Annotated in this window: 23 protein-coding genes; 16 read left to right on the top strand and 7 right to left on the bottom strand. The window is 66.7% G+C overall.

Going from position 1 to position 25,658, the window contains the following annotated elements; translation table 11 throughout:
- The first annotated feature begins 178 nt into the window (after positions 1-178).
- Positions 179-892, top strand: coding sequence for a CD225/dispanin family protein (locus LZC95_12640; GenBank protein WXA97677.1), 714 nt, complete (start codon positions 179-181; stop codon positions 890-892).
- Positions 893-907: 15 nt separating this feature from the next.
- On the opposite strand, the gene LZC95_12635 is transcribed toward LZC95_12640, so the two are convergent.
- The 4 genes from LZC95_12635 to LZC95_12620 form a co-directional block, all read right to left on the bottom strand.
- Positions 908-2,527 carry a prolipoprotein diacylglyceryl transferase gene (locus LZC95_12635; protein ID WXA97676.1) on the bottom strand — a complete coding sequence of 540 codons (1,620 nt, stop codon included), beginning with the start codon at positions 2,525-2,527 and terminating at the stop codon, positions 908-910.
- Complete coding sequence (locus LZC95_12630; GenBank protein WXA97675.1) at positions 2,524-4,161, bottom strand: hypothetical protein; 1,638 nt, start codon at positions 4,159-4,161, stop codon at positions 2,524-2,526. The genes LZC95_12635 and LZC95_12630 overlap by 4 nt, the downstream gene beginning before the upstream one ends.
- A 145-nt stretch (positions 4,162-4,306) precedes the next feature.
- Positions 4,307-7,168 carry a bifunctional [glutamate--ammonia ligase]-adenylyl-L-tyrosine phosphorylase/[glutamate--ammonia-ligase] adenylyltransferase gene (glnE, locus tag LZC95_12625; GenBank protein WXA97674.1) on the bottom strand — a complete coding sequence of 954 codons (2,862 nt, stop codon included), beginning with the start codon at positions 7,166-7,168 and terminating at the stop codon, positions 4,307-4,309.
- The gene (locus tag LZC95_12620) at positions 7,150-7,839 is read right to left on the bottom strand and encodes a CPBP family intramembrane metalloprotease (protein ID WXA97673.1); all 690 of its coding nucleotides are present in this window, start codon (positions 7,837-7,839) and stop codon (positions 7,150-7,152) included. The genes glnE and LZC95_12620 overlap by 19 nt, the downstream gene beginning before the upstream one ends.
- 271 nt (positions 7,840-8,110) lie before the next feature.
- Here LZC95_12620 and LZC95_12615 point away from each other — a divergent pair, with 271 nt between their 5' ends.
- The 3 genes from LZC95_12615 to LZC95_12605 all read left to right on the top strand — a co-directional run bounded on the left by LZC95_12615 (position 8,111) and on the right by LZC95_12605 (position 12,481).
- Positions 8,111-9,757, top strand: a complete 1,647-nt coding sequence (locus LZC95_12615) for an HTH domain-containing protein (protein ID WXA97672.1) — start codon at positions 8,111-8,113, stop codon at positions 9,755-9,757.
- 1 nt (position 9,758) lies between these two features.
- Positions 9,759-10,940 carry a hypothetical protein gene (locus LZC95_12610; GenBank protein WXA97671.1) on the top strand — a complete coding sequence of 394 codons (1,182 nt, stop codon included), beginning with the start codon at positions 9,759-9,761 and terminating at the stop codon, positions 10,938-10,940.
- 110 nt (positions 10,941-11,050) lie between these two features.
- Positions 11,051-12,481, top strand: a complete 1,431-nt coding sequence (locus tag LZC95_12605) for a hypothetical protein (GenBank protein ID WXA97670.1) — start codon at positions 11,051-11,053, stop codon at positions 12,479-12,481.
- A 121-nt stretch (positions 12,482-12,602) separates the two neighbouring features.
- On the opposite strand, the gene LZC95_12600 is transcribed toward LZC95_12605, so the two are convergent.
- On the bottom strand, positions 12,603-13,391 hold the full coding sequence (locus LZC95_12600) for an enoyl-CoA hydratase-related protein (protein WXA97669.1): 789 nt from the start codon (positions 13,389-13,391) through the stop codon (positions 12,603-12,605).
- A 166-nt stretch (positions 13,392-13,557) separates the two neighbouring features.
- Between LZC95_12600 and LZC95_12595 the strand changes: the two genes are divergently transcribed.
- Positions 13,558-15,180 carry a beta-ketoacyl synthase gene (locus LZC95_12595; GenBank protein WXA97668.1) on the top strand — a complete coding sequence of 541 codons (1,623 nt, stop codon included), beginning with the start codon at positions 13,558-13,560 and terminating at the stop codon, positions 15,178-15,180.
- Here LZC95_12595 and LZC95_12590 read toward each other — a convergent pair.
- Positions 15,177-16,034 carry a 3-keto-5-aminohexanoate cleavage protein gene (locus tag LZC95_12590; protein WXA97667.1) on the bottom strand — a complete coding sequence of 286 codons (858 nt, stop codon included), beginning with the start codon at positions 16,032-16,034 and terminating at the stop codon, positions 15,177-15,179. The genes LZC95_12595 and LZC95_12590 overlap by 4 nt on opposite strands.
- A gap of 5 nt (positions 16,035-16,039) precedes the next feature.
- Positions 16,040-16,552 carry a MarR family transcriptional regulator gene (locus tag LZC95_12585; GenBank protein WXA97666.1) on the bottom strand — a complete coding sequence of 171 codons (513 nt, stop codon included), beginning with the start codon at positions 16,550-16,552 and terminating at the stop codon, positions 16,040-16,042.
- Between the two features lie 110 nt (positions 16,553-16,662).
- On the opposite strand from LZC95_12585, the gene LZC95_12580 reads away from it, so the two are divergent.
- The 11 genes from LZC95_12580 to ribD all read left to right on the top strand — a co-directional run bounded on the left by LZC95_12580 (position 16,663) and on the right by ribD (position 25,615).
- Positions 16,663-18,249 carry a serine/threonine protein kinase gene (locus LZC95_12580; protein WXB00331.1) on the top strand — a complete coding sequence of 529 codons (1,587 nt, stop codon included), beginning with the start codon at positions 16,663-16,665 and terminating at the stop codon, positions 18,247-18,249.
- The gene (locus LZC95_12575; GenBank protein WXA97665.1) at positions 18,246-19,067 is read left to right on the top strand and encodes a hypothetical protein; all 822 of its coding nucleotides are present in this window, start codon (positions 18,246-18,248) and stop codon (positions 19,065-19,067) included. The genes LZC95_12580 and LZC95_12575 overlap by 4 nt, the downstream gene beginning before the upstream one ends.
- 34 nt (positions 19,068-19,101) lie before the next feature.
- Complete coding sequence (locus LZC95_12570; GenBank protein WXA97664.1) at positions 19,102-19,698, top strand: DUF177 domain-containing protein; 597 nt, start codon at positions 19,102-19,104, stop codon at positions 19,696-19,698.
- A gap of 5 nt (positions 19,699-19,703) precedes the next feature.
- Positions 19,704-19,895, top strand: a complete 192-nt coding sequence (rpmF, locus tag LZC95_12565) for a 50S ribosomal protein L32 (protein WXA97663.1) — start codon at positions 19,704-19,706, stop codon at positions 19,893-19,895.
- A gap of 9 nt (positions 19,896-19,904) precedes the next feature.
- Complete coding sequence (fabD, locus tag LZC95_12560; protein ID WXA97662.1) at positions 19,905-20,858, top strand: ACP S-malonyltransferase; 954 nt, start codon at positions 19,905-19,907, stop codon at positions 20,856-20,858.
- Between the two features lie 136 nt (positions 20,859-20,994).
- Positions 20,995-21,741 (top strand): 3-oxoacyl-ACP reductase FabG, encoded by a 747-nt coding sequence (locus LZC95_12555; GenBank protein ID WXA97661.1) that lies wholly within the window; start codon positions 20,995-20,997, stop codon positions 21,739-21,741.
- Positions 21,742-21,815: 74 nt separating this feature from the next.
- Positions 21,816-22,061, top strand: a complete 246-nt coding sequence (gene acpP / locus LZC95_12550; GenBank protein ID WXA97660.1) for an acyl carrier protein — start codon at positions 21,816-21,818, stop codon at positions 22,059-22,061.
- A 231-nt stretch (positions 22,062-22,292) separates the two neighbouring features.
- Complete coding sequence (gene fabF / locus LZC95_12545; GenBank protein ID WXA97659.1) at positions 22,293-23,537, top strand: beta-ketoacyl-ACP synthase II; 1,245 nt, start codon at positions 22,293-22,295, stop codon at positions 23,535-23,537.
- A gap of 19 nt (positions 23,538-23,556) precedes the next feature.
- A complete protein-coding gene (gene rpiB, locus LZC95_12540; GenBank protein ID WXA97658.1) occupies positions 23,557-23,997 on the top strand; it encodes a ribose 5-phosphate isomerase B in 441 nt (146 codons plus the stop codon).
- The gene (gene nrdR / locus LZC95_12535) at positions 23,994-24,464 is read left to right on the top strand and encodes a transcriptional regulator NrdR (GenBank protein WXA97657.1); all 471 of its coding nucleotides are present in this window, start codon (positions 23,994-23,996) and stop codon (positions 24,462-24,464) included. Before rpiB ends, nrdR begins: the two co-directional genes overlap by 4 nt.
- Positions 24,465-24,466: 2 nt before the next feature.
- Positions 24,467-25,615: a bifunctional diaminohydroxyphosphoribosylaminopyrimidine deaminase/5-amino-6-(5-phosphoribosylamino)uracil reductase RibD gene (gene ribD / locus LZC95_12530; GenBank protein WXA97656.1), complete on the top strand. Its 1,149-nt coding sequence runs from the start codon at positions 24,467-24,469 to the stop codon at positions 25,613-25,615.
- Positions 25,616-25,658: the final 43 nt, after the last annotated feature.

Below are 25,658 nucleotides of genomic sequence, written 5' to 3'. Positions count from 1 at the left end.
ACTAGGACAGGCGCGGCTTTGCCGCTTCTCGAAGCGCGATGACAAGTCTTGGCGATGTGTGCGATGCTCGCCGAACGCCCAAACTGAGGAGTTGACGATCTACACGGGCGACACGCCTGGGCTGGGAAGCCGGCGTCGCCCCCATACGTAGACCGTTTCGCGAGGAGAAAAGAACCCCATGATGGTTTACGACCCGATGAGCGCAAACTCCACACATCACGCGGCAGGCGGATACGGGCCTCCCGGTGGCGGTGGCTTCCCCCCGCCGCCCCCTGGCGGTGGTGGCGGTGGGTTTCCCCCGCCTGGCGGCGGTGGTGCGCCGCCGGGTGGCGGCGGTTACGGCGGTCCTCCGGGCGGCGGCGGTCCCCCGGGCGGTTACGGCGGCGGGCCTCCCGGCTTTGGCGGTCCTCCGGGTGGTGGTCCTCCTGGGTTCGGCGGGCCTCCCGGCGGCGGGCCTCCTGGGTTCGGCGGGCCTCCGGGCGGTGGTCCTCCGGGCTTTGGCGGCGGGCCTCCCGGCGGCTACGGCGGCGGGCCTCCCGGTTACGGCGGTGGCCCTCCGCAGGGCTACGGCGGTGGCGGGCAACCGCCGCAAGGTTTCGGTCCTCCCGGCGGTGGCTTCCCCCCGCCCGGCGGCCCCATGGTTCCGGGCGCCGGTGGCGACGTCAACACGACCTTGCCGTTGGTGCTCAACATCGTCGCCATCTTCTGCTTCTGCATCGTGGGCATCATCGGTTTGATTTTCGCCATCCAGGCAGGCACCGCGAAGAAGAACGGCGACATGGAGACCGCGCGCTCCAAGGCGAAGCTTTCGCTCATCCTCGCCATCGTGGGCATCGCCCTCGGCATCGTGGGTGGCGTGGTGAGCTTCATCCTCAACGCCGCCAACATGTAACCGTGACAGCGTGACTTAGAACGCGAGCCCGAAGGAAAGACGGGGCTCGTAGGACGTGATCACGCCGACGCTCTCGGCGCTGATCACGTTGAAGCCAATCGGGGAGAGGCCGAGCGTCACGTGGGAGCTGACGACCCACGCGAGCTCGGCCCCCATGCGCAGCGCCCAAACGTTGACGTTGGCGTAGACCTTCGTATCCCAGACGAGCCACGTGTGCGTCGGGACGAAGATGGCGCGCACCTCGAGGTGGCGCCCCGCTTCGAGCGCGAATTGAAAGGGTACGCCGAGGCCATAGTGGTACGCGAGGTCGTTCGCGTAAACGCGCCCTTCGAGGCCCAAATCGAGCCGCGTGGAGCCGCCCAGGCGTAGCCGATAGAGAACATCGAGCTCCGACGTGAGCCCCGACGGCACGTCCGGCCGCGCCAAGGTGAGCGACGGCGCAAGGGATACTTGGAGCGTGATCCGCCGCGCGTACTGCACCGAGCGCGTATCCCGCTCCGCCATCGGAGTCGGACTCGGTGTCGGTGTCGGTGTCGGAATGGCGGTCGGACTCGGTGTCGCAGCCGGTGCATTCGAGACCGGCTTGACCCACTCCGTGCGACCGCCGCGTTCCAACTTGTCGATGAAGATCCACGAGATCGTCGTGACCTGCCCATTCGCAAGGCGAATGGCCACGTGATCTCCAGGCGAGAGCTCGGTGATGACACCGGTGAGGCGCTCCCCCGTGTCGAGCACGATGGCATCGGCGCCCTGCGCATGCGCGGTGCGCGGAAGCAGCACGAGAAGAAGAACCGCAGCAGCCCGCAGCGGCCGATGGAAAACATCGATGCACCAACGCCGCGACAAGAGGAACACGCCCGCGAGGAGCACCAGCGACACGAACTGCGCGGAGCTCAAACCGAGGTACAGACCGCGATCGTCGTCGCCGCGCAGCAGCTCCACGGCGAATCGCCCCGAAGCGTATGCCGCGATCCACGCGAGAAAGGCCCCACCGTCACGCCGCCGCGAAAGGAAGCGCCACGCGAAAAGGGACGCCGCCAGCCCGACCAGCGACTCGTAAAGCTCCGTCGCATGGACCGGCAAACTGGGCGCACCGGGCGGGATCCAGCCTCGTGCGGCATGGTCCTCGGCGGCGATGCTTCCGATGGGAAAGCGCACCCCGAGCGGCGACGAGGTGGGCTTGCCGTAATCGCACCCCTCGAGAAAGCAGCCGATCCGCACCATGGCGAACGCGATGCCCATGCCGGGTGTCGCGCGATCGAGAAAGCGGCGCGCCGGCATCCACGACGTGCCGCCGTTGCGAAAGCGCAAGTACAACGCGGGCGCGAGAATGCCGGCGAGCAACCCGCCGTATGCGGCACGGCCGCTCGCAGCGATGGGCGCGAACGAGCCCGCCGCCACCGCCTCGGGGATGGCGCGCCCCCATTCGAAGACGTAACCGCCGAGAAGCGCGGCGAGGTACGCGAGCACCAGCGCTCGTGCTTGCACATGCATGGACTCGCCATCGCGCGCGGCGAGGCGCAGTGCGATCATGGCCCCGAACAAGGTCGCGAGCCCGCACATGGTCGCGTAGTCCGGGGCGAGCCAACTGGGAATGCCGTGCGCCGTGAGCCAGTAGACGAGGACAGGTCTCATACGCGGCTCCCTTCGTGGCGCGCGCGGGCGTTTTTCCCGAGGTAGACGAGCGGGAGGGCCAGCCAGAAAAACGTGGAGAACGGCGCCAAAGGCGCGGGTTCCGGCGCCGTTTCGCATTTGCAGTTGCTGCTGTTGCCGCTTTTGCAGGTGCCGCAGGAGCTCGAGCTCGAGGACGACTTGCCGCATCCGCCGCCACCCGAGGACGAAGACGATCCGCCGCTCGACCCTCCCCCACCGCTTCCACCTCCTCCGCCACCACCGCCACTGCCGCCGCCTCCTCCACTGCTGCCCCCGCCGCCGCCGGTGGTGCCCGTGGGTACGGGCGCGGGATTGCCCGAACCTCCGCTGCCGTAGCCGGACGAATCACCGCCGCGCGTGTTGGAGTCGCAGCCCGAGCACGACGAGCAGTTCTTGCACGACTTGCACGAGGGCCCGCTGCCGCCCGAGCATTTGCCCGAGCTGCACGCATTGTCGCAGCCCTTGCACGACGAAGAGCATGCGGCCACCGGATCGGAGCACCCGGAGACCTTCACGTCGATGAGCGAGAGCGGGCGCGGGCCGGCGTCGCTGCCTTCGTCGGAGCCCGACAGGCACAAATTGAGGGCCCGCACGCACCGGTCGTCCTGCAAGAAGGCGTCGGCGGCCGGAAGGCTCGTGGACTTGCGCGAGCCCGTGGGCACGAGGCATCGCTCGTCGCGCACGCACTCGGCCACGGTGGAGACGCTGAGCAGCGCCATGGCGCATAGCTCGTCGACACGGGAAACACGCGCGGCGGCGTCGGGCCCCGCATCGGCGTCGTCACGGGGCGCGAGAAGGTAGACGCACTCCTCGCGGCCGTCGGCGAAATCCTCGAGCGCCGCATCCTCGTCGCAGGCGCCATGATCGAGGCACGCCTGGCAGCGCGAGGTCACATCGTCGCGGCATTCGCCCAACGTCGCGTAAAGCCGGTACGGATTGCCGCGCAAACCGGCAGGGCGCACGTTGAAGGAAACGCCGTTCATCGCCGGAAGGCCCGTGCCGGCATCGTCGGGTTCGTTCATCGCCAAGAGAACGAGCCACGACGCATTGACGTACACGGTATCGTCGATGGCCGCGGCAGCCGCAGGCCAACCCACGACGCGCGCCACGTGCATGGCACCGGTGATCTTCATCAGCTCACGAACGGCCCGCCCTCCCTCACCGGCGAGCGCGCGCGACTCTTCACGCGCCGTACCTTCGGGCGGCGTTCCCTCCACGGCGGGCAGCTCGGGAAGCGGCTCGAGCCCGCCGCTGTCGCCAGCGCGCGGATCGGGATGGGGCTCGGCCACGATTTTCCCGTCGTCCACGCGCGCCTTCCAGACCAAGAGCGCATCTTCGTCGCGCTCCGCGCGGGCGCCGTCGACGTCGTTGACCTCGGCCGATGGCGAGCGGCCCTTTTCGTTGGGCACCCTCTCGGCTTGCGTCTGCGCACTTCGCGTGGCCAGCATCCGGTGGAGCAGCTGTTCGCGGGCATCGGCCGGCAGCGCCGAGACCACCGCAGGATCGGCACCCAGGGCATCACGCAGTCGCAAATCCTCGTACGGCGGGGACTCCGCGGCGCATGCCGAGACGACTCGGCAGACGCAGACCACCCCCCATAGCCATGTTCCCCGCATGTCCCCTCGCTCTCGGCGGGCGCGTTGCGAGCCGCATACCAATGCTTGGGCTGGCTACAATTCGGCCTTATTTACGCATCACAAAGCAAACTCGGCTGCGTAGAAGTCCGCGCGGTGGGCGGCGGCGTACGCGCGGACCGCGCGGTCATTCGGCTTCGACGCCCAACACGGCCAGGTATGCGGCCCGCACTTCGAGTGTCACCTGCACGTAGCGCGCGAGCAGTGCCTCCGCGGCCGATCCGCGCGGGCGACCGTCACGCATGCCCATGCGGCGTGCGAGCAAGGTCAAACCGGGTGCGCCCTCTTCGATGAAGGGACTCGTGCTTCCATGGTGCACGCGTGCGCGCTGCTCCAATTGCCGGAGCAACCGGTAGCCCTCGCGCAGCGACGATGCGTGGCCCGCATCGATGTACCCGCAAGCTTCCAGCGCCCCAAGCGCGGTCTCGGTGTCCTGCGACCGCACCCGCGGATCGCGGCCATGCTTCATTTGCAAGTACTGCACGGAAAACTCCACGTCGACCAAGCCGCCGCGGCCCAGTTTCATGTCGTAGCGGATCCTCCCCTCGCGGCGCTCGCCCGCGAGCTCGCGCTCCATGCGCATGCGCAGGCGATGCACGTCGCTGGCCGGCGGCGCCCCGCGCACGTAGGCAGCCTCCCGCGCAATGGCTTCCACCTGCGCGCCGAGCTCCGGATCGCCCGCACATGCGCGCGCCTTGATGAGCGCCTGCCGTTCCCACGCGGCCGCCTGCGTCTCCTGGTAACGCGCGAACGCCTCGATGGACACCACCAAGAGCCCCTGGTTGCCCGAGGGCCGCAGCCGCGTGTCCAGCTCGTAGCCCGGCCCATCGCCGTGCGGCGTGCCCAAAATGCGCAATACCCGCTGCGCGCCGCGGATGGCGCGCTCCTGGGCCTCGTGCTCGTCCTCGCCCGCGGGGTCGAAAACGAAAAACAGGTCCAAGTCCGACCCGTAGCCGATCTCGCGCCCGCCGAGCTTGCCCATGGCCATGACGGCCATGCGGACATCGTCCCCCAAAGTGAATCGCACGGTGTGGCTCAGCACCGCATCGGCGAGGGCGCTCAAGGTCAGGGTGCACTTTCGCGTATCGAGCTCGCCCGCGAGATCGGCAATGCCGACCTCCATGGTGACGCGGCGCTTGGCCCGGCGCAGCGCGCCCACGAAACGCTCCAGGCGCAGCCCGGCGTCGGTGACGCTCTGGAGATCGCCGAGGCGCGCCACTTCGTCCTCCACCGCGCTCGCGGCACCTTCCGGATCGCTCACCGGGGTGGTGCGAAAGAGCAGCTGGTCCACCAGATCGGGATGCAGCGCCGCGGCCTCGCCCAAAAAAGCGCTCGCGCCGAACAACCCAGCCAACCGCCGCGTGCCCAGCGGATCCTCGGCCAGCGCGCGCACGTACACGCTGGGCGTGACCATGCGCGCGAAAAACGTGGTCATCAGGCGCGCCGCCTGCTCCGGATCGGCGGCATCCGCGAGCGCGTCGATCAACGTCTCCGCGAGCGACGGATACTGATCGCGCGAGACCGCCCCGAGCGGACCATCGGGGCGCTTGGCCAGAGCCAGCAAGTGCCGCAGCAGCTCCGGCGCCCGAATCGGATCGAAGCGCTCCTCCAGGCATGCGAGCAAGCGCTCTTCATCCCGCGCGTCCAACGCCACGAGCAATCGCTCGATGGATGACGGTGCGGCCGGCGCATCCGTCTTGGCCGTGCCATGGCTCGTAAGCGACGCCATGCGCGCGCCAATGCGCTTTCGCACTCGGTCGAGATCTTTTTCCAACTGCACCGCGCCGCGAAAGCCCAGCGATCGGGCGATGCGGCCCAAGAGCCCCGGATCCTCTGGCAAGGCGTGGGTCTGCAAACCCGTTGCAAACTGCACGCGATGCTCCAGGCGCCGCAGTGCCAAATAGCCGTCGCCGATTTCGCGCGCCTCGCGCTCGGTGACGAAGCCGCGGGCGCGAAGGCGCCGCAGCGCGTCCATCGTGTTCGTGCTGCGCAAGACCGGGTCACGCCCGCCCCACACGAGCTGCAGCGACTGCACGAAGAACTCCGCCTCGCGGATGCCGCCGGGGCCCAATTTCAAATCACGCCGCGGATCCTCTTCACCGATTTCCGCGCGCGCCCGCAGCAGCATCGCCGCCATTTCGTTGGCCAATTGCGGATTCACCTCGCGCCGCCACACGAAGGGCGATAACGCCGCCAAAATTTGCTCCCCCACCGCGAGATCGCCTGCGGAAGGACGCGCACGCACCAGCGCCGCGCGCTCCCAGGTGCGGCCCCATGATTCGTAATACCGCTCGGCCGCGGCCAATGCGTTCACCAATGGCCCGCGCGATCCCTCGGGGCGCAGCCGCAGGTCCACCCGCCAGACCATGCCGTCTTCCGTCGGCTCTTCCAAGGTGGCGGTCAGCCGCTGCGCGACCCGCGTGAAATACTCGTGCAGGGTGACGTCTTGCAGCACGCCGTCTTTGACGACGGAGCCCTCGTCCGTGTCGTAGAAAAGCAGAAGATCGACGTCGCTCCCCGCATTGAGCTCGCGGCCACCCAGCTTGCCCATGCCGATGACGCAAAAGCCGTTACGCGTTCCATCGAGTTTCGTCGGCACGCCGAAGCGGCGGTCGGCCCAAAGCAGCGCCTCGTTCAGGGCCACCTCGATGCACACGTCGGCCAGATCGGAGAGCTCGCGGGCGGTGATGTCGACGTCGGTGCCGCTTTCCAACTCGCGCGCTGCGATGCGCAACCGCTCGCGCGTCGAAAAGCGGCGCAGCTTTCGCCGCACGTCCACCGCGTCGGAAAGGTCCTCGAGCTGGGGCAGCAACAAGCGACGGTAGGACCGTGCATCGCGGGCGCCGCGCCCGGAGTTGGCGATGTACGAGACGTCCTCGGGCCGGCTGCGGAGCGAGGGCCCGAGTGCGGGGTAGGCCGATTCGAGCCAGTGCGAAAGCTCGACGGCGTCGCGGCGGAGCGGCCCGGTGATCAGAGGCCCGTCCCCCACAAAGGAAACATCACCACCATGCACCAGTCGAAGAGTGCATGTGCAATCATTGCTGCCACCAGACTACCGCCTTTCATGCGCACCACCGCGCCCCAAACGAGCCCCGCCCCCAGTGCCCCAATGGGCAAAAGCAGATTCACCCCTGCCCTGGGATCGCTGAGAGCCCACGCCGCGGGAAGGTGCGCCGCCGCGTAGAAAAAGGCGGACGCGATCCACGCCGTGCGCGATCCCCACTGCTCCGCCAGCAAGGTGGTGACCAGGCCTCGCCAGACGAGCTCCTCCGCAATCGAGGCGGTGATGACCAGCGCAGCCACGGCGCCCGTGTGTTGCCGAAGCCACGATAAGTCGCCAATTTGCAGATAAAGCCGGGCTAGCCACACTTCGCGCGGCCCGCCCACGGGGGTCACGATCCGCGTAAAATAATACGCTACTGCAACCAGGACTACGCCGCTGAGCACTCCGACGGTTGCGTCGCCCCACCGCGGCCGGATCCATTCGCGCAACTCCTCGTGGCGCTGGGCGCGAACGGCCGCAAATACCGCGAGAAGAAGCGTGGGGGTCACCACCAGGGCCCAGAAGGCAGGAGTGCCCGCGCGTTGAATCTGCCAGCCGAAAAAGCCTGGAATCGAGACGATGAGGACGACGAGGATCGATAAAATCAGAGGGCGCATAGGATGCTCAGAAAGGCAAGTCGCGACAGACTAAGCCATTTGACGAGGTGCTTCGCCCGAGTTATAGCCACTCAGGCGTAGCTTTGTGAGGTCACGGGTTGCGCAAGCCACGGCCACCGACGAGGGGCGTGGTGGACGATTCGACGGACGAAACCTGGGATTAATCTCGGCAAGAGGTTCACCTGGAGGTCGTTACGAGGGTCTCCTCGACGGGCGCAAGAGCCCCCCGATGCCACGAGGCGTCGTCACACAGACAAATGGAAAAACGACCATGACGTTCACCGAAGCCGCTGCAGAGGTCCTTCGACTCGCCGGCAAACCGCTTCATTACAAGGAAATTACCGAGCTTGCGATCGAGAAGAACCTCTTGTCCCACGTTGGCAAGAGCCCGGAGGTCACCATGGGTGCCCGGCTCGCCGCGTTGTTGAAGAAAGAGGACAAGACGAACCCGATCGTGCGGGTCAAGCCCGGTGTCTTTGCCCTCCGCGACTGGGATGGTAAGCGCGGCAAGAAGAAGAGCGAACCGGTCGTCCCGGCGGAGGTCGAGGACGAGGAAACGGGTGACGAGATCAACGCGCTCGAGGTCGAAGCGGCCACGCGCGAATCAACGCCGCCGCCCCCGGCCGTCGCCGAGGTCGAAGAAGAGGAAGAAGAGCGCCCCATCGTTTCGGGCGAGGACGCACTTCGGGCCGACTTGGCCGCGCAGGGCGCCGAGCTTTTCGACGACGAAGACGACGACGATCAGCCGATTTTCGCGCCGCAGAATGCACCGCCGGCCCAGGTGGGCGAGCCGCTCACCGAGGGAGGCCGTCGCCGCCGTCGTCGCCGCCGCCGCGGCCGCGGTGGGAGTGGTGCCACGGACATCACCGCAGACGGTCTCTCGTCGCCGCGCCTCGAGGCCGGCGCCACGCCGAACTCGTCGCGTTTCGATCCGGGACCGGGCACGACACCGCGCTTCGATCCGGGCCTCGCCGCCCAAGTCATCAATGCGGGCGAGACCGAGGGCGGCGTCGAATCGCCGCGCGATCCGCTGGCTCCGGCGCCGCGCCCGCAAGTGCGCGATCGCCATCAGATCATGGCGGGCGGTGCGCCCAGCGGCATCGAGGTTCCGCTCGGTGAGGGCGAAGAGCTCTTCGGGCGCGATTTGGCGGATGCGGCGCTCACCGTCATGGCGTCGTTCGATCGCAACGCGGGGCCAGTACCGTTAAGGGCCATCGTGGACGCGTTCATGCGCCGCGGCCGCCTCTCGGGCGATCCCTCGCTCGCGGTCATTCAGGTTGGCGCCGCCCTTCGCGCGGACAATTTGCGCCGCAACGCCGCCGGGCAACGCCCGCGTTTCCGCTTCGCCGCGGGTTCGCGCGTCGCCCCGACGGATTGGGTCCTCGGCTCGGATTTGGTCCGCCTCGAGCAAGAAGTGAACAGCGCGATCGAGCGTTACCGCGAGGCCACCCGCCGCGTGCTCCTGCGCCGCGTGCAGGAGCTGCCGGGACACGCCTTCACCGAGTTGGCATTGCTCGCCCTGGAGCGCGCCGGCATGTCGCAACTCCGTCCCGTGCGCCGCGCGGGCTCGCCGGGCGGCGAGGCGCACTTCAGCGCCATCCACCGCACCGGCAGCGACGAGATCCGCACCGCCATCGTGATCCGCAAGGACGGGCGCGAGCTCGGTCGCGAGCGCGTGAGCGATCTGCGCGGGGCCCTGCATCATTACGGCCCGGCGGCAGCGGGTTGGCTCATCACCACGGGACAGGTACTCTCCGGAGCCCGTGAAGAAGCCGGCGCCCCCAATGCACCGCCCGTGGCCCTCTACGACGGACTTGCATTCTGCAAGCTTCTCGAAGAGGGAGACGTTGCCGTCGTCCGCACGCGGTTCTCGGTCACCATTCCCGATCTCGAGCTGTTCGAAACGCTGCGCGGGTGAGATGAAGCGCGCGACCAAAGCCGTCGTCGCGCTGGGTCTCGCGCTCGTTTCGATGCTCGCACCGAGGGAGGCGGCGGCGGATTCGTCGTCCCTGCCGCCGCCCAAGGTGAATTTGACGCTCGCCACCGATTCGCTGAAACGGTGGACGATGCGCCTCGAGAACACGGGCGAGGCGCCGCTGCGCATCGTGGCGGACCCGTACCTGCTCTCGTTCGAAATCATGATCCCCGAGGGCGCGGCGCCCTCGAAGGGGAAAAAGCCGTCGCCGGCCCATACGGTGCGTTGTTCGCTGCCCGCCAGCATGCGCCCCTCGTCCGATCTGGCGCGGGGTCTCGTGCTTTTGCCGGGCAAGGCCTACAGCGAGCCGATCGATCCGCGCATGTATTGCTTCGGCACCAAAGAAGTCGCGGGCCTCGTGCGCGGGGCGCGCGTGATTGCCCATTACGGATTTACGCCGCCACGTGGAAAAGCGAAGCCCGTGGCGCCGTTCGTCGTCACACCGGTGGCCTCCGCCGAGCGCGCGGCCGACGTGACCATTGGCTCTCTGAAAGAGGTCATTGCGGCATCGGCCGTCGAGCTTTCCGATGCGGCGCTTTCTGGTGCTTCGGGCGCCGAGGCCACTGCGACCTCGCCCGACAAGGGCAAGGACGTCGTGCCGGTGGCAAGTCGAACGACCTCCCCGGTCACGGAGAAGGACAGCTCGTCATCCGTGGCGCCATCCGCGTCGAGCGACGGTTTGGACCACGCGTTCTCCATCGCCCTTCCCGCACGAACCGACGGGTTTCTCGGGCGCGATGTCAGCGTCACCGTCACCTTGACCAACGTCGGAACGCGACGCGCGTCGGTGTACTTCCGGCCACAATCCGTTGCCTTCGACGTCATCGGCCCAGACGGGGAGTTCACCTGTCCGGCCATGGGAGCGGGGGCCATTCGCGAGCTTTTCACCACGATTTCGCCGCGGGGACGCGCCCAGGTCGTCATGCTTCCGTCGAGCTCCTGCCCGGATCATGCGTTCGACCTGCCTGGTCTCTACGAGGTTCGCCCCCGGCTGGATACGCGCCGCATCGCGGGAAGCCCAGCCGGGCTTCACGCCTTCGACGGCGAGGCCGCCGGCACCTGGTCGTTGCTGCGAATTCGCACGGGAAAACCAGGCGTTTCGCGACCTGCGCCGACGGTGGAGTGAGCGCTGTCATCTAATACCGCACACGCCCGCTCCCTCGAGCTGGGGCGAGCGGTTGCGACTGCCCAAACGACGGCGCGACCTTTGCTTCGATCTGGGGGGGCGATTCTGCCTTGAATCGACTCTTTCATGATGCAACGGATCCCTTGATGCAGAAGGCCACGGTGGACTTCGGGGTGTCGTTGATGCCCGAACACCAGGTCGAGCTCCTCGTGGCCGACCTATCGCTGGCCCGCGCGCTTTTCGAGGGAGTCCCATCCGCGCGGCTCCTTTCCCGGGTCCAGCTCGCCCGTGACGAGTCGAACCAGGCCGCGTGGGACGAGTGGCTCGCGCGCGTGACGGCCCATCAACCCGAAGACCTGGAGCGGCTCCGGCGAGCCATCGCACGTCACGCGCGCCAGGCGCTCGACGAGGGGCCCATCGACGCGGAAAACGCCACGGTTGCCGCGTTGGTCTTCGGCTTCTTTTGCAACGAAAGCGATGATGCATCGCTGGCCGAAGCCGTGCACCCTCCGCCCGAAGCCCTGGTTCGCGCGTGTTCGTTCTACGACGGCCGCCTGGGCGCGAAGGGCGACACCCGCGTGCCGATGCTCGAGGCGTGCATCCGCATCGCCACCCTCGCCTCGGCGGGCCCCTGGCCGCACGAGCGGCTCATGGACGCCGTGGCGCAACTCGCCACGTCGGAAATCGGCATTCTCTGGCCGGCCGCCGAGCAGCGCCTGTTCCCCGTCGATTTCCAGGTCGCACCGGACCACGCGCGCATGACCCGCATCGATCGCGCGTCGCTCGATGCACTGGTCGCACGCGATCCGCGGGAGCTCGCCTCCGTGATCGCCCGGGCCGAGCGCTCGCGCCCTCTGGCCACGCCGGCGGGCTCGTTGCCACCTTCGCGTCCGCGGGTGCGGCTCGACACGTTCCTGGCGGATCTCTCGGACCTTCTCTCGCACCCCGGAGCACTCGTGCTCGCGGTGCCGCTGGTCGACCCCGAGGTCGATGCGGCGGTTCCGAGCAAACCACCGTCGGATCGCCCGTCGAGCATTCCCCTCGATTGGTCGCAGCCCGATCTCGCCCAGGATATCGCCGAGTCGATCGAGAGCGGCCAAACCTCGTTCGCGCGGTTGCGCAACCTCGTCGGGCGCGGGGGAGAGCCTGCCCTCGACGCCATCGGCGCGGAAATGCTGCGCACGTCGAGCCATCCCGCGGCCAATGCCATGTTCGCCGAGGTCCTCGCGCGCGCAGGCCGCCCGCGTGACGTGATTCGCCTGGTCACCCACTTCGCCATCGCCTCGGATCCGCCCATTGCGGCGCGGGCGCTCAGCACGTGCAACGCCCCCGAGCTGCCCAGCGTCCTGCGCGCCTGGCTCGAGGCCATGCTCCCCACCGATGGCGCCGACGCACAACTCGGCCCCGATCCGCACACGTCCAGCGCCGCACGCCTCACGGCCTGCGTCGCCTCCCTCGAGCCGTATCCGCATCTTTACGAAGCCGTTCGCCCTTTGCTTCTGCGCGTCAGCGAACGCCCTCCCCCGAGCACCACGGAATGAACCGCGCGTGAGCGCGCGCTTACCTCATCCAGCTGATCACGGTTAGGTAAAATGGCCGCCGCATCCTCGTGGTGGCGCATCTGCTCGAGCCATTTCCATCTCGTGAGGAACTCACCCCCGCTCACTTCCCGGTGAACTTCGGCGGGCGCTTTTCCAGAAAGGCCATGAGGCCTTCGCGGGCATCGTCGGTGGCGAGGCACTCGGCGAGGCGCTCGCGCAGTTTGGGGAGCGCGGTTTCGAGCGGCTCGTCGTCTTGCTCGGCGAAGGCGCGCAGGCCGAGACGCATCGTGCTCGGGCTCTTCGCCGCGAGCTTTTGACAGAGCGTGGCCACGGCACCATCGAGGGCCGCCGGGGCGACGACTTGGTTTACCAGACCGGCGGATTTGGCCTCGTCGGCGCTCAGCTTTTCGCCGAGGAGCATCATCTCCATGAGACGGCGGCGCGGAACCAGGCGCGCCAGAATGGCCATGATCATCATGGGAAAAAGGCCCACGAGGATCTCGGGGGTCCCAAACTCGGCCTCCGTCGAGGCCACCACCAGGGTGCTGGCGGCCACCAGCCCGAGCCCACCGCCCATCGCGGCGCCGTGAACTTTGGCCACGATTGGCTTTTGCGCGCGCACCATGGCGAGCAGCAAATCGGCATAATCGCCCGGCTTCGTATGGCGTTCGAGCGGCGGGGCCTCGGACGACGAGGTCATCTGCGCGAAATCTCCGCCGGCGCAGAAAGCTTTTCCCTCGCCAGCGAGTACGATCACATGCACCTCGGGATCGGCGTGGGCCTCGGCGAGCGCGTGCAAAAGCTCGTTCACCATCTGCGGCCCAATGGCGTTGCGCCGCTCGGGATACGCGAGCCGAGCGGTCAGAACGGCCCCTTCCTTCTGCGTACGAATCTTCGCGTAGACGCTCATGGCCTCTTACTCCCTTGTTCAGGTTCGTGATCGCGCAAGGTGCATGCTTGTCGAAGCAGATCCAAACAGCTAGCTTCCAGCCGCATCGTTTACGCCGTTTACGCCGTAGCACGCGGTAGTAGGCGGTACGCCACGCTTCGTGCGCGTCGACCAGGAGACCCTTCGGATGTCATCGCCCCGTTCATCGGATCGCCCTTCCCGCCGTCGCATCGGCATTTATGGCGTTGGAGTGGTTGCGCCGGGAGGGCGCAACGTCCAGGCATTCGAAGCGCTCCTTCAACGCGGGGCGACCGCGCTCGGCCCCACGACCCGATCCGAATTCGGCAATGGCCTTTTTGCCGTGGGCGAGCCCGATTTCTCCTTCGATGACTACGCCGCGTGGATCGCCGAGCGCCATGGCGAGGCCTACGTGACGCGGATGCGCGCCAAGATGGCCGATAATGTTCAGTTCGCTGTAGGCGCCACGATCCAGGCGCTCCAGTGCGATCCCAATCTGGAGCGGCTGGTGCGCGAGGTCGACGACGGCTGCCACGTCTACGTTGGCTCCGGCGTGGGCGATCTCCCCGAGAGCTACCGCGCCGCCGCCTCGCTCGAGCGCGCCACCCGTGCGTGGAATCACTTTTGGGCGCAACCCGAGCATTGTGCAGCACGCAAGCAATTCGAGGCGAGTGGCTTGGCCCCCGGGGGCGCCGAGGCCCCGCCGCCGAACCCGGCATCGTTCCCCGTCGACAGCGATGCCCGTTTCGAGGCGCGCAAGGCGTGGGATGCGTATTGGGCCTCCCGCTCCGAGGAGCTGGAGGTCTTTTTGAAGCGGTTCGCGGCCATCGAAAAGCTCGACGCGGACGACGAGAATCAAGACAAGGCGCACATGAGCGCGATGCGCAAGCGGTCGCGCGCGCACCGAGCGCTCGTCACGGAGTTTGGCTGCCCTCCCCCGCCGTGGACCGAGGTGAGCCCCAACCTGATTTGGAACATTCAGAACGGCCCCGCCGCGCAGATCACCATGCTGCTCGGCGTACACGGCGCGGCCTTTGCGCCCGTCGGGGCCTGCTCGACGTTCGGCGTCGCCCTCAAGTGCGGGCGCGATGCCATCCTCCGCGGCGAGGCCAAAATGGCCATCGTGGGCACCACCGACCCGCGCCCCGACGCCGCATTGGTGGCCGCCTTCCACACCGCGCGCGTGATGCCGGGCATCCCCGAGGTGAACCTTCCCTTTACCTCCCTGCGGGGCACCCACGTCTCGGGCGGCTCGTGCATCTGGATCATCGGCGATGCAGAGTTCTGCGAGGCCCGCGATCTGCGCCCCATCGGTGGCTACGTCGAGGCCATCGCGCTGTCGTCGGATGCAGAGCACATCATCACGCCGTCGCAATCGGGCCCCAAGCGCGCCATCGGCCGCGCCTACGCGGAGGCCGGCATCGAGCCGTCGGACGTGGCGGTCATCGACCTGCACGCCACCGGCACGCCGGGCGACTTGAACGAGCTCGCCCTCATCGACGAATACGTCACAGACCGAACGCGCATCACCGCGCGCAAAGGCCAGCTCGGTCATGGCATGGCCAATTCGGGCGGTTGGGAACTCACCGAACTCGCGTTGAGCCTCGCGCGAGGGACCGCCTTCCCCACCGGCGTGGCCGATCATGCGCTCCACCCGCGGGTGCAGCGCAAGGGCTCCATCGTCATGTCGGAAACGCCCCTCGAGGGCGACATCGGCGTGAAATTGATGCTCGGCATCGGCGGAATCACCGCGTGCATCGTCATGCGCGGGGCCCGGCCCAGCGCCGACTAAAGATTCAGAATCGCCTTCGCCTCGTCCACCGTCGCAACCTTGCGACCGACGTCACGCACCAGGCGGGCGGCCACCTCGATCAATTCGCCGTTCGAGCGGGCCATCTCGCCATTGGGCAAATACAGATTGTCCTCCAATCCCGCACGCACGTTGCCGCCGAGGACCAGGGCCGCGGCCATCATCTTCCATTGGCAGCGGCTGATGCCAATGACTTCCCATTCGCTGCCCGGCGGCATGATGCGCGTCTGCAATTGCAGACTTTCGACCAGGGGCGGAATGCCGCCGAGCACATTGACGATGAAGGAGAATTGAAGCGGCGGGCGCAATACGCCCATGTCCAAAAGCGGTGCAATGCCCTGCGTGTGCCCGGTATCGAAGCATTCGAGCTCGGGTTTGACGCCGCTCTCGTTCATGGCGGTCAGTAATTCGATGATCTTTCGATATGTATTCGGAAACACCATATCGAAGGCGAACTCTTTTCGCTTTTCCGAATACTTCGAATAATTCATCGTCCCCATGTTCAATGCAGCAATCTCGGGGCGGCTTTCCCGGATGTACGTGCATTGTTCGGAGACGTCTTCGAAAATGGTTCCCGTCGAGAAATTGAGCAGGATGGGGCAGCGCTCGCGGACCTCGCGCTTGATCGCGGCGAACGTGGCCGGGCTGAACGTGGGCGAGCCATCGTCGTTTCGCGCATGGATGTGCACCACGGAGGCGCCGGCGTCGTAAGCACGCTTGCACTCCTCGGCGATTTCCACCGGCGTGTACGGGATGGCCGGGCACTGCTTGCGGTTGGCCAGCACGCCGGTCACGGCGCAGGTGATGACGCAGAGATCCGGATCGCGATGGCTCATATGGGTCACTCCTTGGGATCGCCCAGATCGGGGAAGTCTCGCTTGATGATGGCTTTGATGCGCGCGGTGACTTTGGCAGCTACTCGGAGGGCATCGCGCAGCTCTTGAGGACTGAGCGCCTCGAGCGCACTCTCGAAGATGCCAATCGGCTCGATGGGGATCTCGCTGGCCAGCTTGTTGCCCTTCTCGGTGAGGTGGATGCGCACCACCCGCCGATCGTCCGTCGAGCGGACGCGTTCGACGATGCCCTCGCGCTCCATCCGATCGACGATGCCGGTCACCGTGCTGTTTTGCGCGCGGATGGCATCGGATAGCTCGGACAAGGAAAGATCGCCCATGTGCTCGAGCATCTTCACCACGGTGAGCTGCGGCCCCGTCAGACTCGCCCGCGCGGCGAGAGCTTTCACGACGCGCCGATTTTCGGTGTAGAGATAGATGAGCGTCTTCAGGAGCTCGTCGATGTCTTTTCGCGCATCGGTCGTGGAAGCGCTCGCGGCAGCGGCCTGGGATCGTTTCATGGTGGGCGCAGTCCAGAGAAGTTTCGTACGCGAAAATTCTAAAGGCGAATGGATCGCTCGTCAATCTAGCGCACGAGTCAGCAGAAGAATGCGCTACGCTCTTGTCCCAAATGGTGGGCGGCGCCACTGTCCCCGAAAATCCAGTACAGCTGCTCGGGCGCTATGCGCTGCACGGGGAAATCGCGGTCGGTGGCATGGCGACCGTTCACTTTGGGCGTCTCCATGGTGCCATTGGCTTCACGCGCACGGTGGCGATCAAGCGATTGCACAAGCAGTACGCGCGGGATCCTGAGTTCGTGTCCATGTTCCTCGACGAGGCCCGGCTGGCCGCGCGCATTCGCCATCCCAACGTGGTGCCGACGCTCGATGTGGTGGCCACCGAGGGTGAGCTCTTCGTCGTGATGGAGTACGTCCATGGCGAATCGCTGTCGCGGCTGATTCGCCAGGAGACGCAGAAGGGCCAATTCATTCCTCCGGCCATCGTGGGGAGCATCGTGTCGGGCACGCTGCAGGGCCTGCACGCCGCACACGAAGCGCGGGACGAGCGCGGCCAGCCGTTGTCGATCGTGCATCGGGACGTGTCGCCGCACAACGTCCTGGTGGGCTCCGATGGCGTGGCACGGGTGCTCGATTTCGGCGTGGCCAAGGCGGCGGGACGGATTCACACGACGCAGCAAGGCCAGATCAAGGGCAAGCTCCCATACATGGCGCCCGAGCAGCTCTCGTCGGAGTCGGAGCTCACGCGGCAGGTGGACGTGTACGCGGCCTCCGTCTGCCTGTGGGAGGCGCTCACCGGCCGGCGGCTTTTCTGGGGCGACAACGAGGGCATCGTGCTGGCGAAGGTCCTGACGAGCGAGGTAGAGCCACCGAGTCGTTACGCGCGGGACATCGGGCCTGAATTGGACGAGGTGGTGCTGCGCGGTCTGGCGCGGGACGTGGGCCAGCGCTTTGGAACGGCGCGCGAGATGGCCATTGCGCTGGAGCGAGCGCTGGGGCGGGTGGCGAGTGCCGCGGAGATTGCGGACTGGATGGAGGGGGCGGCGGGGCCGGTGCTGGCCGCGCGGCATCGCGCGGTAGCCGCGATGGAGCAGCAAACGCCGATCACGGGCCCCGTGAACACGGACCAAGTGCTGCACGAGATTTCGTCGATGCGAAAGGCGCCCGAGACGAGCGCGGCGAGCGTGGCGAGTCAGACGAGCCAGACGAGCCAGGTGAGCGGGCCGGTGCCGGCGGACATGCCGTCGGAGCGGGGATCGGCACCATCGGCCATTACCGCGTATTCGCACGCGTTCTCGGAGTTTTCGCCCGAGGCAGGGAGGCGACGGCGCGTGATCGTGGTGGCGGTGCTGGTGGGGTTTGCCGGGTTGTTGGTGGTGTTGTTCGGGGTGGCGATTTGGGCGTCGCGGAAGGAGGAGGTGCCGCGCGCGGTGACGACGGTGACGGTGGAGCCGAGTGCGAGTACGGCGCCGACTCCGAGTACGGCGCCGACGCCGAGTCCGACGCCGAGTGCGATTCCGACTCCGACTCCGACTCCGACTCCGAGTCAGACTCCGACGCCGACTCCGACGCCGATTCGGAGTCTGGCTCCGAGTGCGAGTGGCGTGGGGAAGCCGGTTGGGAAGGCCAAGAAGAACTGTGATCCGCCCTATTCGATTGATGCGAATGGGAGGAAGCGGTTCAAGGCGGAGTGTCTATGAGGCGCGGCGGCGTGGTGCTGGTCTGCATGGCGCTGGCTGGGAATGCGCACGCCAAACCGAAGGGCGATCCCCTCAAGCAGAAATGCATCGACGATGCGGAGGCCGGTCAAACCTTGCGGGATGAGGGGAAGCTCGGGGCGGCGCGCGAGAGGTTCGTGGAGTGCGCGAATCCAAGCTGCCCGGGGGCGGTGGCGAAGGAGTGCCGGGCGTGGCTCGCCGACGTGGAGGCGAGAATTCCCACCGTGGTGATCAGTGCGGTCGATGCGGCGGGGAACGATTTGGTCGACGTGAAGGTCTCGGTCGATGGACGGCCATGGCTCGAGAGGCTCACGGGCGCGGAGACGGCAATCGATCCGGGACCGCATCGATTTCGACTCGAGGCGGCGGGCGCGGAACCGGTGGAGGAGGCGCTCGTCGTGGCCGAGCGGCAGAAAGGGCGCGTGCTGCGCGCCAAATTCGGGCGCCCCGCGTCGGCAGCACCGGTGGAAAAAACGCCGGAGGCGCCGGTGGCGGCGTACGTCGTGGGCGGCGTCGGCGTGGCGGCATTGGCGAGCTTCGCGTTCTTCGGTCTGAAGGGACTGAGCGATTACAATCACCTCAAAGACACCTGCGATCCGAACTGCTCCACGTCGGACACCGACGCGGTGAAGACGAAGTTTCTCGTCGCGGATGTTTCGCTCGGCGTGGGTGTCGTCGCGCTCGGTGTCGCCACGTACCTCTTTCTTTCGCACCCCGGCAAAAGCTCCTCGCCGAGCCAGGCGACGCTCACCCCCTTGCGCGGTGGTGGCTGGCTCGCCGGTTACCAGACGCGATTTTAACGCGAATTTTCCGCGCGAAGGGCTTGCGTATGCCATGCGGCCGTGGAAGATTCCCCCGCCCTTCGCCATGGCCGAACTTCAGCGTCACCCCGAATTCCGAGTTCCCGTTTCCGAGCTCGATGTTGCCGGCAAAGATTACGACTTTCCGGTGCGGGCAAGCTGGGTGCGCGGAGCATTGGAAGGGAACGAGGCCGCCCCCGCGGGCGACGATGGGCGCCTCGAGGTGCGCCTCTCGAAGAGCGGCAGCGACGTGGTCGTCCACGGCCGTCTCCGGTTCGAGCTGACCGCCCCGTGCGCCCGCTGCCTGGAGCCGTCCCGCATCCCGGTCGATGAGAAGCTCAGCCTCTTGATGGTGCCCGCCAGCAGGAACAAAGCGCCGGACGTCGAGGAGTACGAGTTCACGCCAGAAGAGGCCGATGTGGTGCCCTTCGACGGCGACAATGTCATCCTGGATGACGTCGTCCGGGATGAGCTCGTTTTGCAAATCCCGATGATCCCCTTGTGTTCCGAGGATTGCCCGGGTATGAGCGCCCCTGGTGTTTCCGGCGCGGACCCTACCGAGGACACCAAGGAATCCGTAGACCCGCGCCTTTTGCCTTTGCTGCGTTTCAAGAATCTCAAGAAGGAGTAGCCGCCGTGGCCGTCCCCAAACGCCGTACCAGCCGATCCAAGCGTAACATGCGCCGCGCCAATCACGACAAGGTGACGGCGATCCAGCTCATTGCCTGCTCCAACTGCGGCGAGCCGAGCGTCCCCCATCGCGCCTGCGGAGCGTGTGGCTTCTACGCCGGACGCCAGGTGACCGCGGTCGCCAAAAAAGCCGACTGAGCGAAGACCATGTCGGTGAAGACGGCATGGTTTTTCCCTGGTCAAGGCTCGCAAGCGGTCGGTATGGCCAAGGAGACTCTCCTTGCGTCTGCGGCCGCGCGCGATGTCTGGGACCGGGTCGATCGCGCACTCGGGCCTGAGCTCCGCACCATCGTGATGGAGGGCCCCGAGGAAAACCTCACCCTCACCGCAAATGCGCAGCCGGCCATCGTCACGACGAGCCTCGCCGTGTTGGCCGCCCTGCGCGAACGCTTTCCGGAACTTCCGCTCCCCGTGATGGCAGCCGGTCACTCGCTTGGCGAGTACTCGGCGCTCGCGGCATCGGGAGCCCTGTCGGTGGAAGACGCGGCTCGCTTGGTTCGCGCACGCGGCCTTGCGATGCAGGAAGCCGTACCCGCAGGGGTTGGCGCCATGGCCGCCGTCATGGCCCTCGACGCGACCATCGTCACCGAAGTGTGCGCGGAGGCGGAGCAAGCCTCGCCTGCCGGTGAGGTGGTGCGACCGGCCAATTTCAATTCACCCGGCCAAGTGGTCATTGCGGGACACGCCGAAGCGGTCAAGCGCGCGATCGACATCGCCGCGGGCCGCGGTGGAAAGAGCAAACTGCTCAACGTGAGCGCGCCCTTCCATTCTCCGCTGATGGAGCCTGCGGCCCGCGCTCTGGAAGCCCGGCTTGCCGAGGTGACCATTTCTCCCCTCGCCTTCCCCATCGTGACCAACGTCGAGGCGCGTCCGAATCAGGATCCGGAACGCGTCAAAGAGCTTTTGGTCAAACAGGTCGATGGCACCGTGCGTTGGGAAGAAACCGTTCGATTCATGCATGAGCAGGGGATCACCCGCGCCCTTGAAATCGGCCCCGGAAAAGCACTCGCAGGGTTGAGCAAGCGCATCGCGAAGGACCTCAAAGTGTTGAGCGTCTGCGATCCCGCATCCTTCGACGAAATTCCGGCCTTTCTAGCGTGAGTGTCGACTAGTTTTTCCCAATGTTTCCTCGCCGCCGACGTCGCTTGGAAGCGATCGGCCCACACATGCTCCTCGGTCTACGCGCGCCCCTTGCCTGATGACAAGTGACGAAAGGCGTGCGAGAAAGCGCCCCAAGATGTTTCGCCTGGATTCCAAAATTGCTCTCGTCACCGGCGGCTCGCGCGGCATCGGGCGGGCGTGCGTCGAAGCCCTGGCCCGCCAGGGTGCGACCGTCATCATCAACTACGTCAAAGGAGAGGCTGCGGCACGCGAGCTTTCCGACCAGATTGTCGCCGCCGGCGGCAAGGCGGAAATTGCCGGGTTCGACGTCGCCGACACCGCGGCGACCGAATCGCAGGTCGATGCCATCATCAAGCGCCATGGCCGCATCGACATTCTCGTCGCCAGCGCCGGCATCGCCATCGACGGTCTGTTGCTTCGTCTGAAGGACGAGGACCTCGACAAACTTTTCAACACCAACGTGCGTGGCTCCCTCACCGTCGCACGCGCGGCCACCAAGAGCATGATGCGCTCGAAGTGGGGCCGCATCATCTTCCTCTCGAGCGTCGTCGGCGAGATGGGCAACGTCGGCCAGACGGGCTACGCGGCCACCAAAGCGGCCCTCATTGGCGCGGCCAAGTCCATTGCGCGCGAGTACGCGACGCGCAACGTCACGGCCAATGTCATCGCCCCGGGCTTCATCGACACTGACATGACCGCGGGCATGACCGACCCGCAGCGCGAAGCGATCCACAAGCTCGTTCCGCTCGGTCGCACGGGCAAGGCCGAAGAAGTCGCGGCCGCCGCCGTGTACCTCGCGAGCGAGGAAGCAGGCTACATCACCGGTCAGGTCCTTCGGGTCAACGGCGGTATGTACGTCTGATTTTCGTTCACGGATTCCAACGGGGACCCATAAGCTTTCCCCACGACGCACCCTTTTTCTGATACGAGGCACGCATGGCTCACGACATCCCCGCCGAGGTCAAACGCATCATCAAAGAGCAGCTCGATGTCGACGAAAAAGACATCAAGCCGGAATCGACGTTCATCGACGACCTCGGGGCCGACTCGCTCGGCCTGGTCGAGCTGGTGCTCGCTTTCGAAGAAGCTTTCGAGATCGACATCCCGGACGAGGACACCGAGAAAATCCGCACGGTGCAGGACGCCATCGACTACATCGAGAAGCACGCGAAGAAGTCGTAAGCGCGTCGTCGCCTCCGAGATTCGCAGGCCTACGCCTCGCCCGCCAACACGCCCGTTGGTTCGGGGCGAGGCGACAGGTAGCGACAGGTACGGAGCGCAGTCTTCGGCTATGTCCGGTTAACGCGGAACGGGTACGGGTCTACCGCTCTCTGCCGCGGAGCAGCGCTCCGTGACAAGGCCCCTAGGCCGTACTAAAGACTTGCCGTTAACGCCTACTCCTTTGGAAGATTCATGGAACGCGTCGTCATCACCGGCATCGGCCTCATCACTCCCCTCGGGATTGGAACCCAAGAATCCTGGCGAGCTTTGCTCGCGGGCGAAAGCGGCATCGGCCGCATCACCCAATTCGACCCCACGGCCTTTCGCGCCCAGATCGCGGGTGAGGTCAAAGGGTGGGATGGGACGCGGTTCGTCGCGAAGAAGAAGCTCAAGGAGATGGACCGCTTCACCGAGTTTGCCCTCGGCGCGGCCGCTCTGGCCTTCGAAGATGCGAAGCTCGAGCTGAGCGAGGAAGAGCGCGACGAGGCGGGCTGCTTCATCGGCGTCGGCCTGGGTGGGCTCTACACCTTGGAGAAGACCAAGCAGACCCTCACGGAGAAGGGCCCCAGCAAAGTCAGCCCCTATTCCATCCCCGGCATCATCGCGAACCTCGCGGCCGGCCAAGTTTCCATCGCGCACGGGCTGCGCGGTCCCAGTTATTGCACCACCAGCGCCTGCTCCAGCGGCGCACACGCCATGGGCGAGGCGGCCGAGTGGATCCGCCGCGGACGCGTGCAAGTCATGGTCGCGGGCGGCTCGGAAGCGACGATTACGCCCGTCGGCATCGGCGGCTTCGAGGCCATGATGGCCCTGTCGCGCCGCAACGACGACCCCACACGCGCAAGCCGCCCCTTCGACAAGGGACGCGATGGCTTCGTGTGCGGCGAGGGCGGTGGCGTCCTCATTCTCGAATCGCTGACCCACGCCAAGAAGCGCGGCGCGAAGATTTACGCAGAGATCACCGGCTATGGCGCCTCGAGCGACGGCCACCACATCACGCACCCCGCCCCGGATCACGAGGGCGCGCAGCGTGCGATGCGCATGGCGCTTCGGGATGCGAACGTCGCGCCCGACCAGGTCGACTACGTGAATGCGCACGGCACCTCGACGCCGGCAGGCGACACGGAAGAGTCGAAGGGCATCGTGGGCGTCTTCGGCGCACACGCCCTGGACAAGAAGCTTTGGGTGAGCTCCACCAAGTCGATGATCGGCCACCTTCTCGGTGCGGCCGGCGCCGTGGAGAGCGCCATCGTCGCGCTGGCGATCGCCGAAGGGCGCATTCCCCCGACGATCAACCTGGACGATCCCGATCCGGAGTGCACGCTCGACTACGTTCCCAACAAAGCGCGTGAGCGGCGCATCCGCCATGCTCTGAACAACTCGTTCGGCTTCGGCGGGACGAATTGTTCGCTGCTTTTCTCTCGGTTCGAAGGCTAGCGCGAAAGACGACAACACGATGAGCGAGCGGATCGTTTTGGCTTCCGACCATGGCGGCCTCGAACTGAAGAAAGAGCTCGTCGAGGGGTTGCGCGAAGGGGGCTACACCGTCTTCGACATCGGCACCCACACGACCGAGTCGACGGACTACCCCGACTACGCGCACCAGGCCGTGCGCGGCATGCTCGAGGGCAGCTACGATCGCTGCATCCTCGTGTGCGGCACCGGCGTGGGCATGGCGATGACCGCCAACCGCCACCGTGGCGCCCGCGCGGTCAATTGTTCGGACGTGTTCACCGCCCGCTACAGCCGCGCCCACAACGATTCCAACGTGCTCTGCCTCGGCGGGCGCGTCGTCGGCTTCGGCCTGGCCTGGGAAATCGTGAAGACTTGGCTGACCACGCCCTTCGGGGGCGACAAGCGGCACATACGTAGGGTCAACAAAATCGAGTCCGAATGAAGTGCCCATTCTGCGCGCACCTCGAGAGCAAGGTGACCGACTCGCGACTCTCCGCCGCCGGAGACGTGACCCGGCGCCGGCGCGAGTGCGAGAGCTGCGCGCGGCGCTTCACCACCTACGAGAGGGTCGAGGAAATCGTCCCGCTGGTGGTGAAGAAGGACGGGCGCCGGGAGAACTTCGACCGGCAGAAGCTGCTCGCCGGCATGCGCAAGGCCTGCGAAAAGCGCAACGTTGCGCTGGAACGCATCGAGGCCATCGTCGATCAAATCGAGCGTGAGCTCATCGACACGGGGGACAAAGAGGTTGGCGCCCAGCAAGTGGGTGAACGCGTGATGAATCATCTGCGCGCGCTGGACGACATCGCGTACGTGCGCTTCGCCAGCGTGTACCGGTCGTTCCGCGACCTGGATGAGTTCCGCGCGGAGCTCGAAAAAATCGCGAAGCTGCGCCAACTCGAGGAGACGTGACGATGAAAGAGCCGCCGGAAACCGGTGCGGCCGATGCCGCGGCCAAGGACCCTGCCGACGCGGCCGATGTCGAATGGATGCGCCGCGCCTTGGAGGAGGGCCACAAGGGCCATCCCTCGCCGAACCCGCACGTGGGTGCGCTGGTCGTCAAAGATGGCGCCATCGTGGGGGTCGGGTTTCACGCGCGCGCGGGTGAAGTGCACGCCGAAGGTGCTGCATTGGCGGCGGCCGGCGAAAAAGCCGAGGGCGCCACGCTCTACATCACGTTGGAGCCGTGCAACCACTTCGGGAAGACGCCCCCCTGCACGGACGCCATCATCGCGGCCAAGGTGGCGCGCGTGGTCATTGGCTGCTCGGATCCCAATCCCAACGTGGCCGGCGGCGGCATCGAGCGCCTGCGGGCCGCAGGCGTCGAGGTCACCACGTTCGTGTGCGAGGCGGAGGCCCAGCGCCTCATCGCGCCGTGGTCGAAGTACGTCACCCAAGGCTTGCCCTACGTCTCGCTGAAGCTGGCCCTGTCGCTCGACGGGCGCATCGCCACACGCTCCGGTGCCTCCAAATGGGTGACGGGCCCGGATGCGCGCGCGCGCGTGCATGCCCTGCGCGCGCAGCACGATGCGGTGGCCATCGGCATCGGCACCGCACTGGCCGACGACCCGCGGCTGACGGTACGGGACGCCATGGGCGCGAGCCCGGTCCGTGTGGTGTTCGACACGAAGTTGCGCCTGCCCCCGGCGAGCCGCCTCGTCGAGACGGCCGTGGACGTGCAAACGTGGGTCATCTGCAACGCGGATGCATCGACGGCCGCGGAGGAGACCCTCACGTCGCGCGGGGTCGAAGTTCTGCGTGCACCGAGCTCGGCGGAAGGCCGCATCGACGTCGCGGCGGCGCTGCGACTGCTCGCGGCACGAAGCATCGTGACGTTGATGGTCGAAGGCGGCGCCGAGCTGGCGGGAAGCTTCCTCGCCTCGCGTTTGGCCGACGAACTGCACGCGTTTCTCGCCCCGAGCCTCCTCGGCCCGCGCGGCCGTCCGGGCGCCGTGGATTGGGCCGGGCCCGCCACGCCAGCCGATGCGCCGCACATTGCCGAACCCACGTGGGAACTCGTCGGCAAGGACGCGCACGTCTACGGGCCGCTCGTCTATCCCTGACCGGATAAAGACCGGGGGGCTCGCCAGAAGACCATTTGCGGAT

The sequence above is a fragment of the Sorangiineae bacterium MSr12523 genome, from assembly GCA_037157775.1.
In the GTDB taxonomy this organism is placed as follows: Bacteria; Myxococcota_A; Polyangia; order Polyangiales; family Polyangiaceae; genus Pendulispora; species Pendulispora brunnea.
This window is presented reverse-complemented; position numbering and strand designations above follow the sequence as displayed.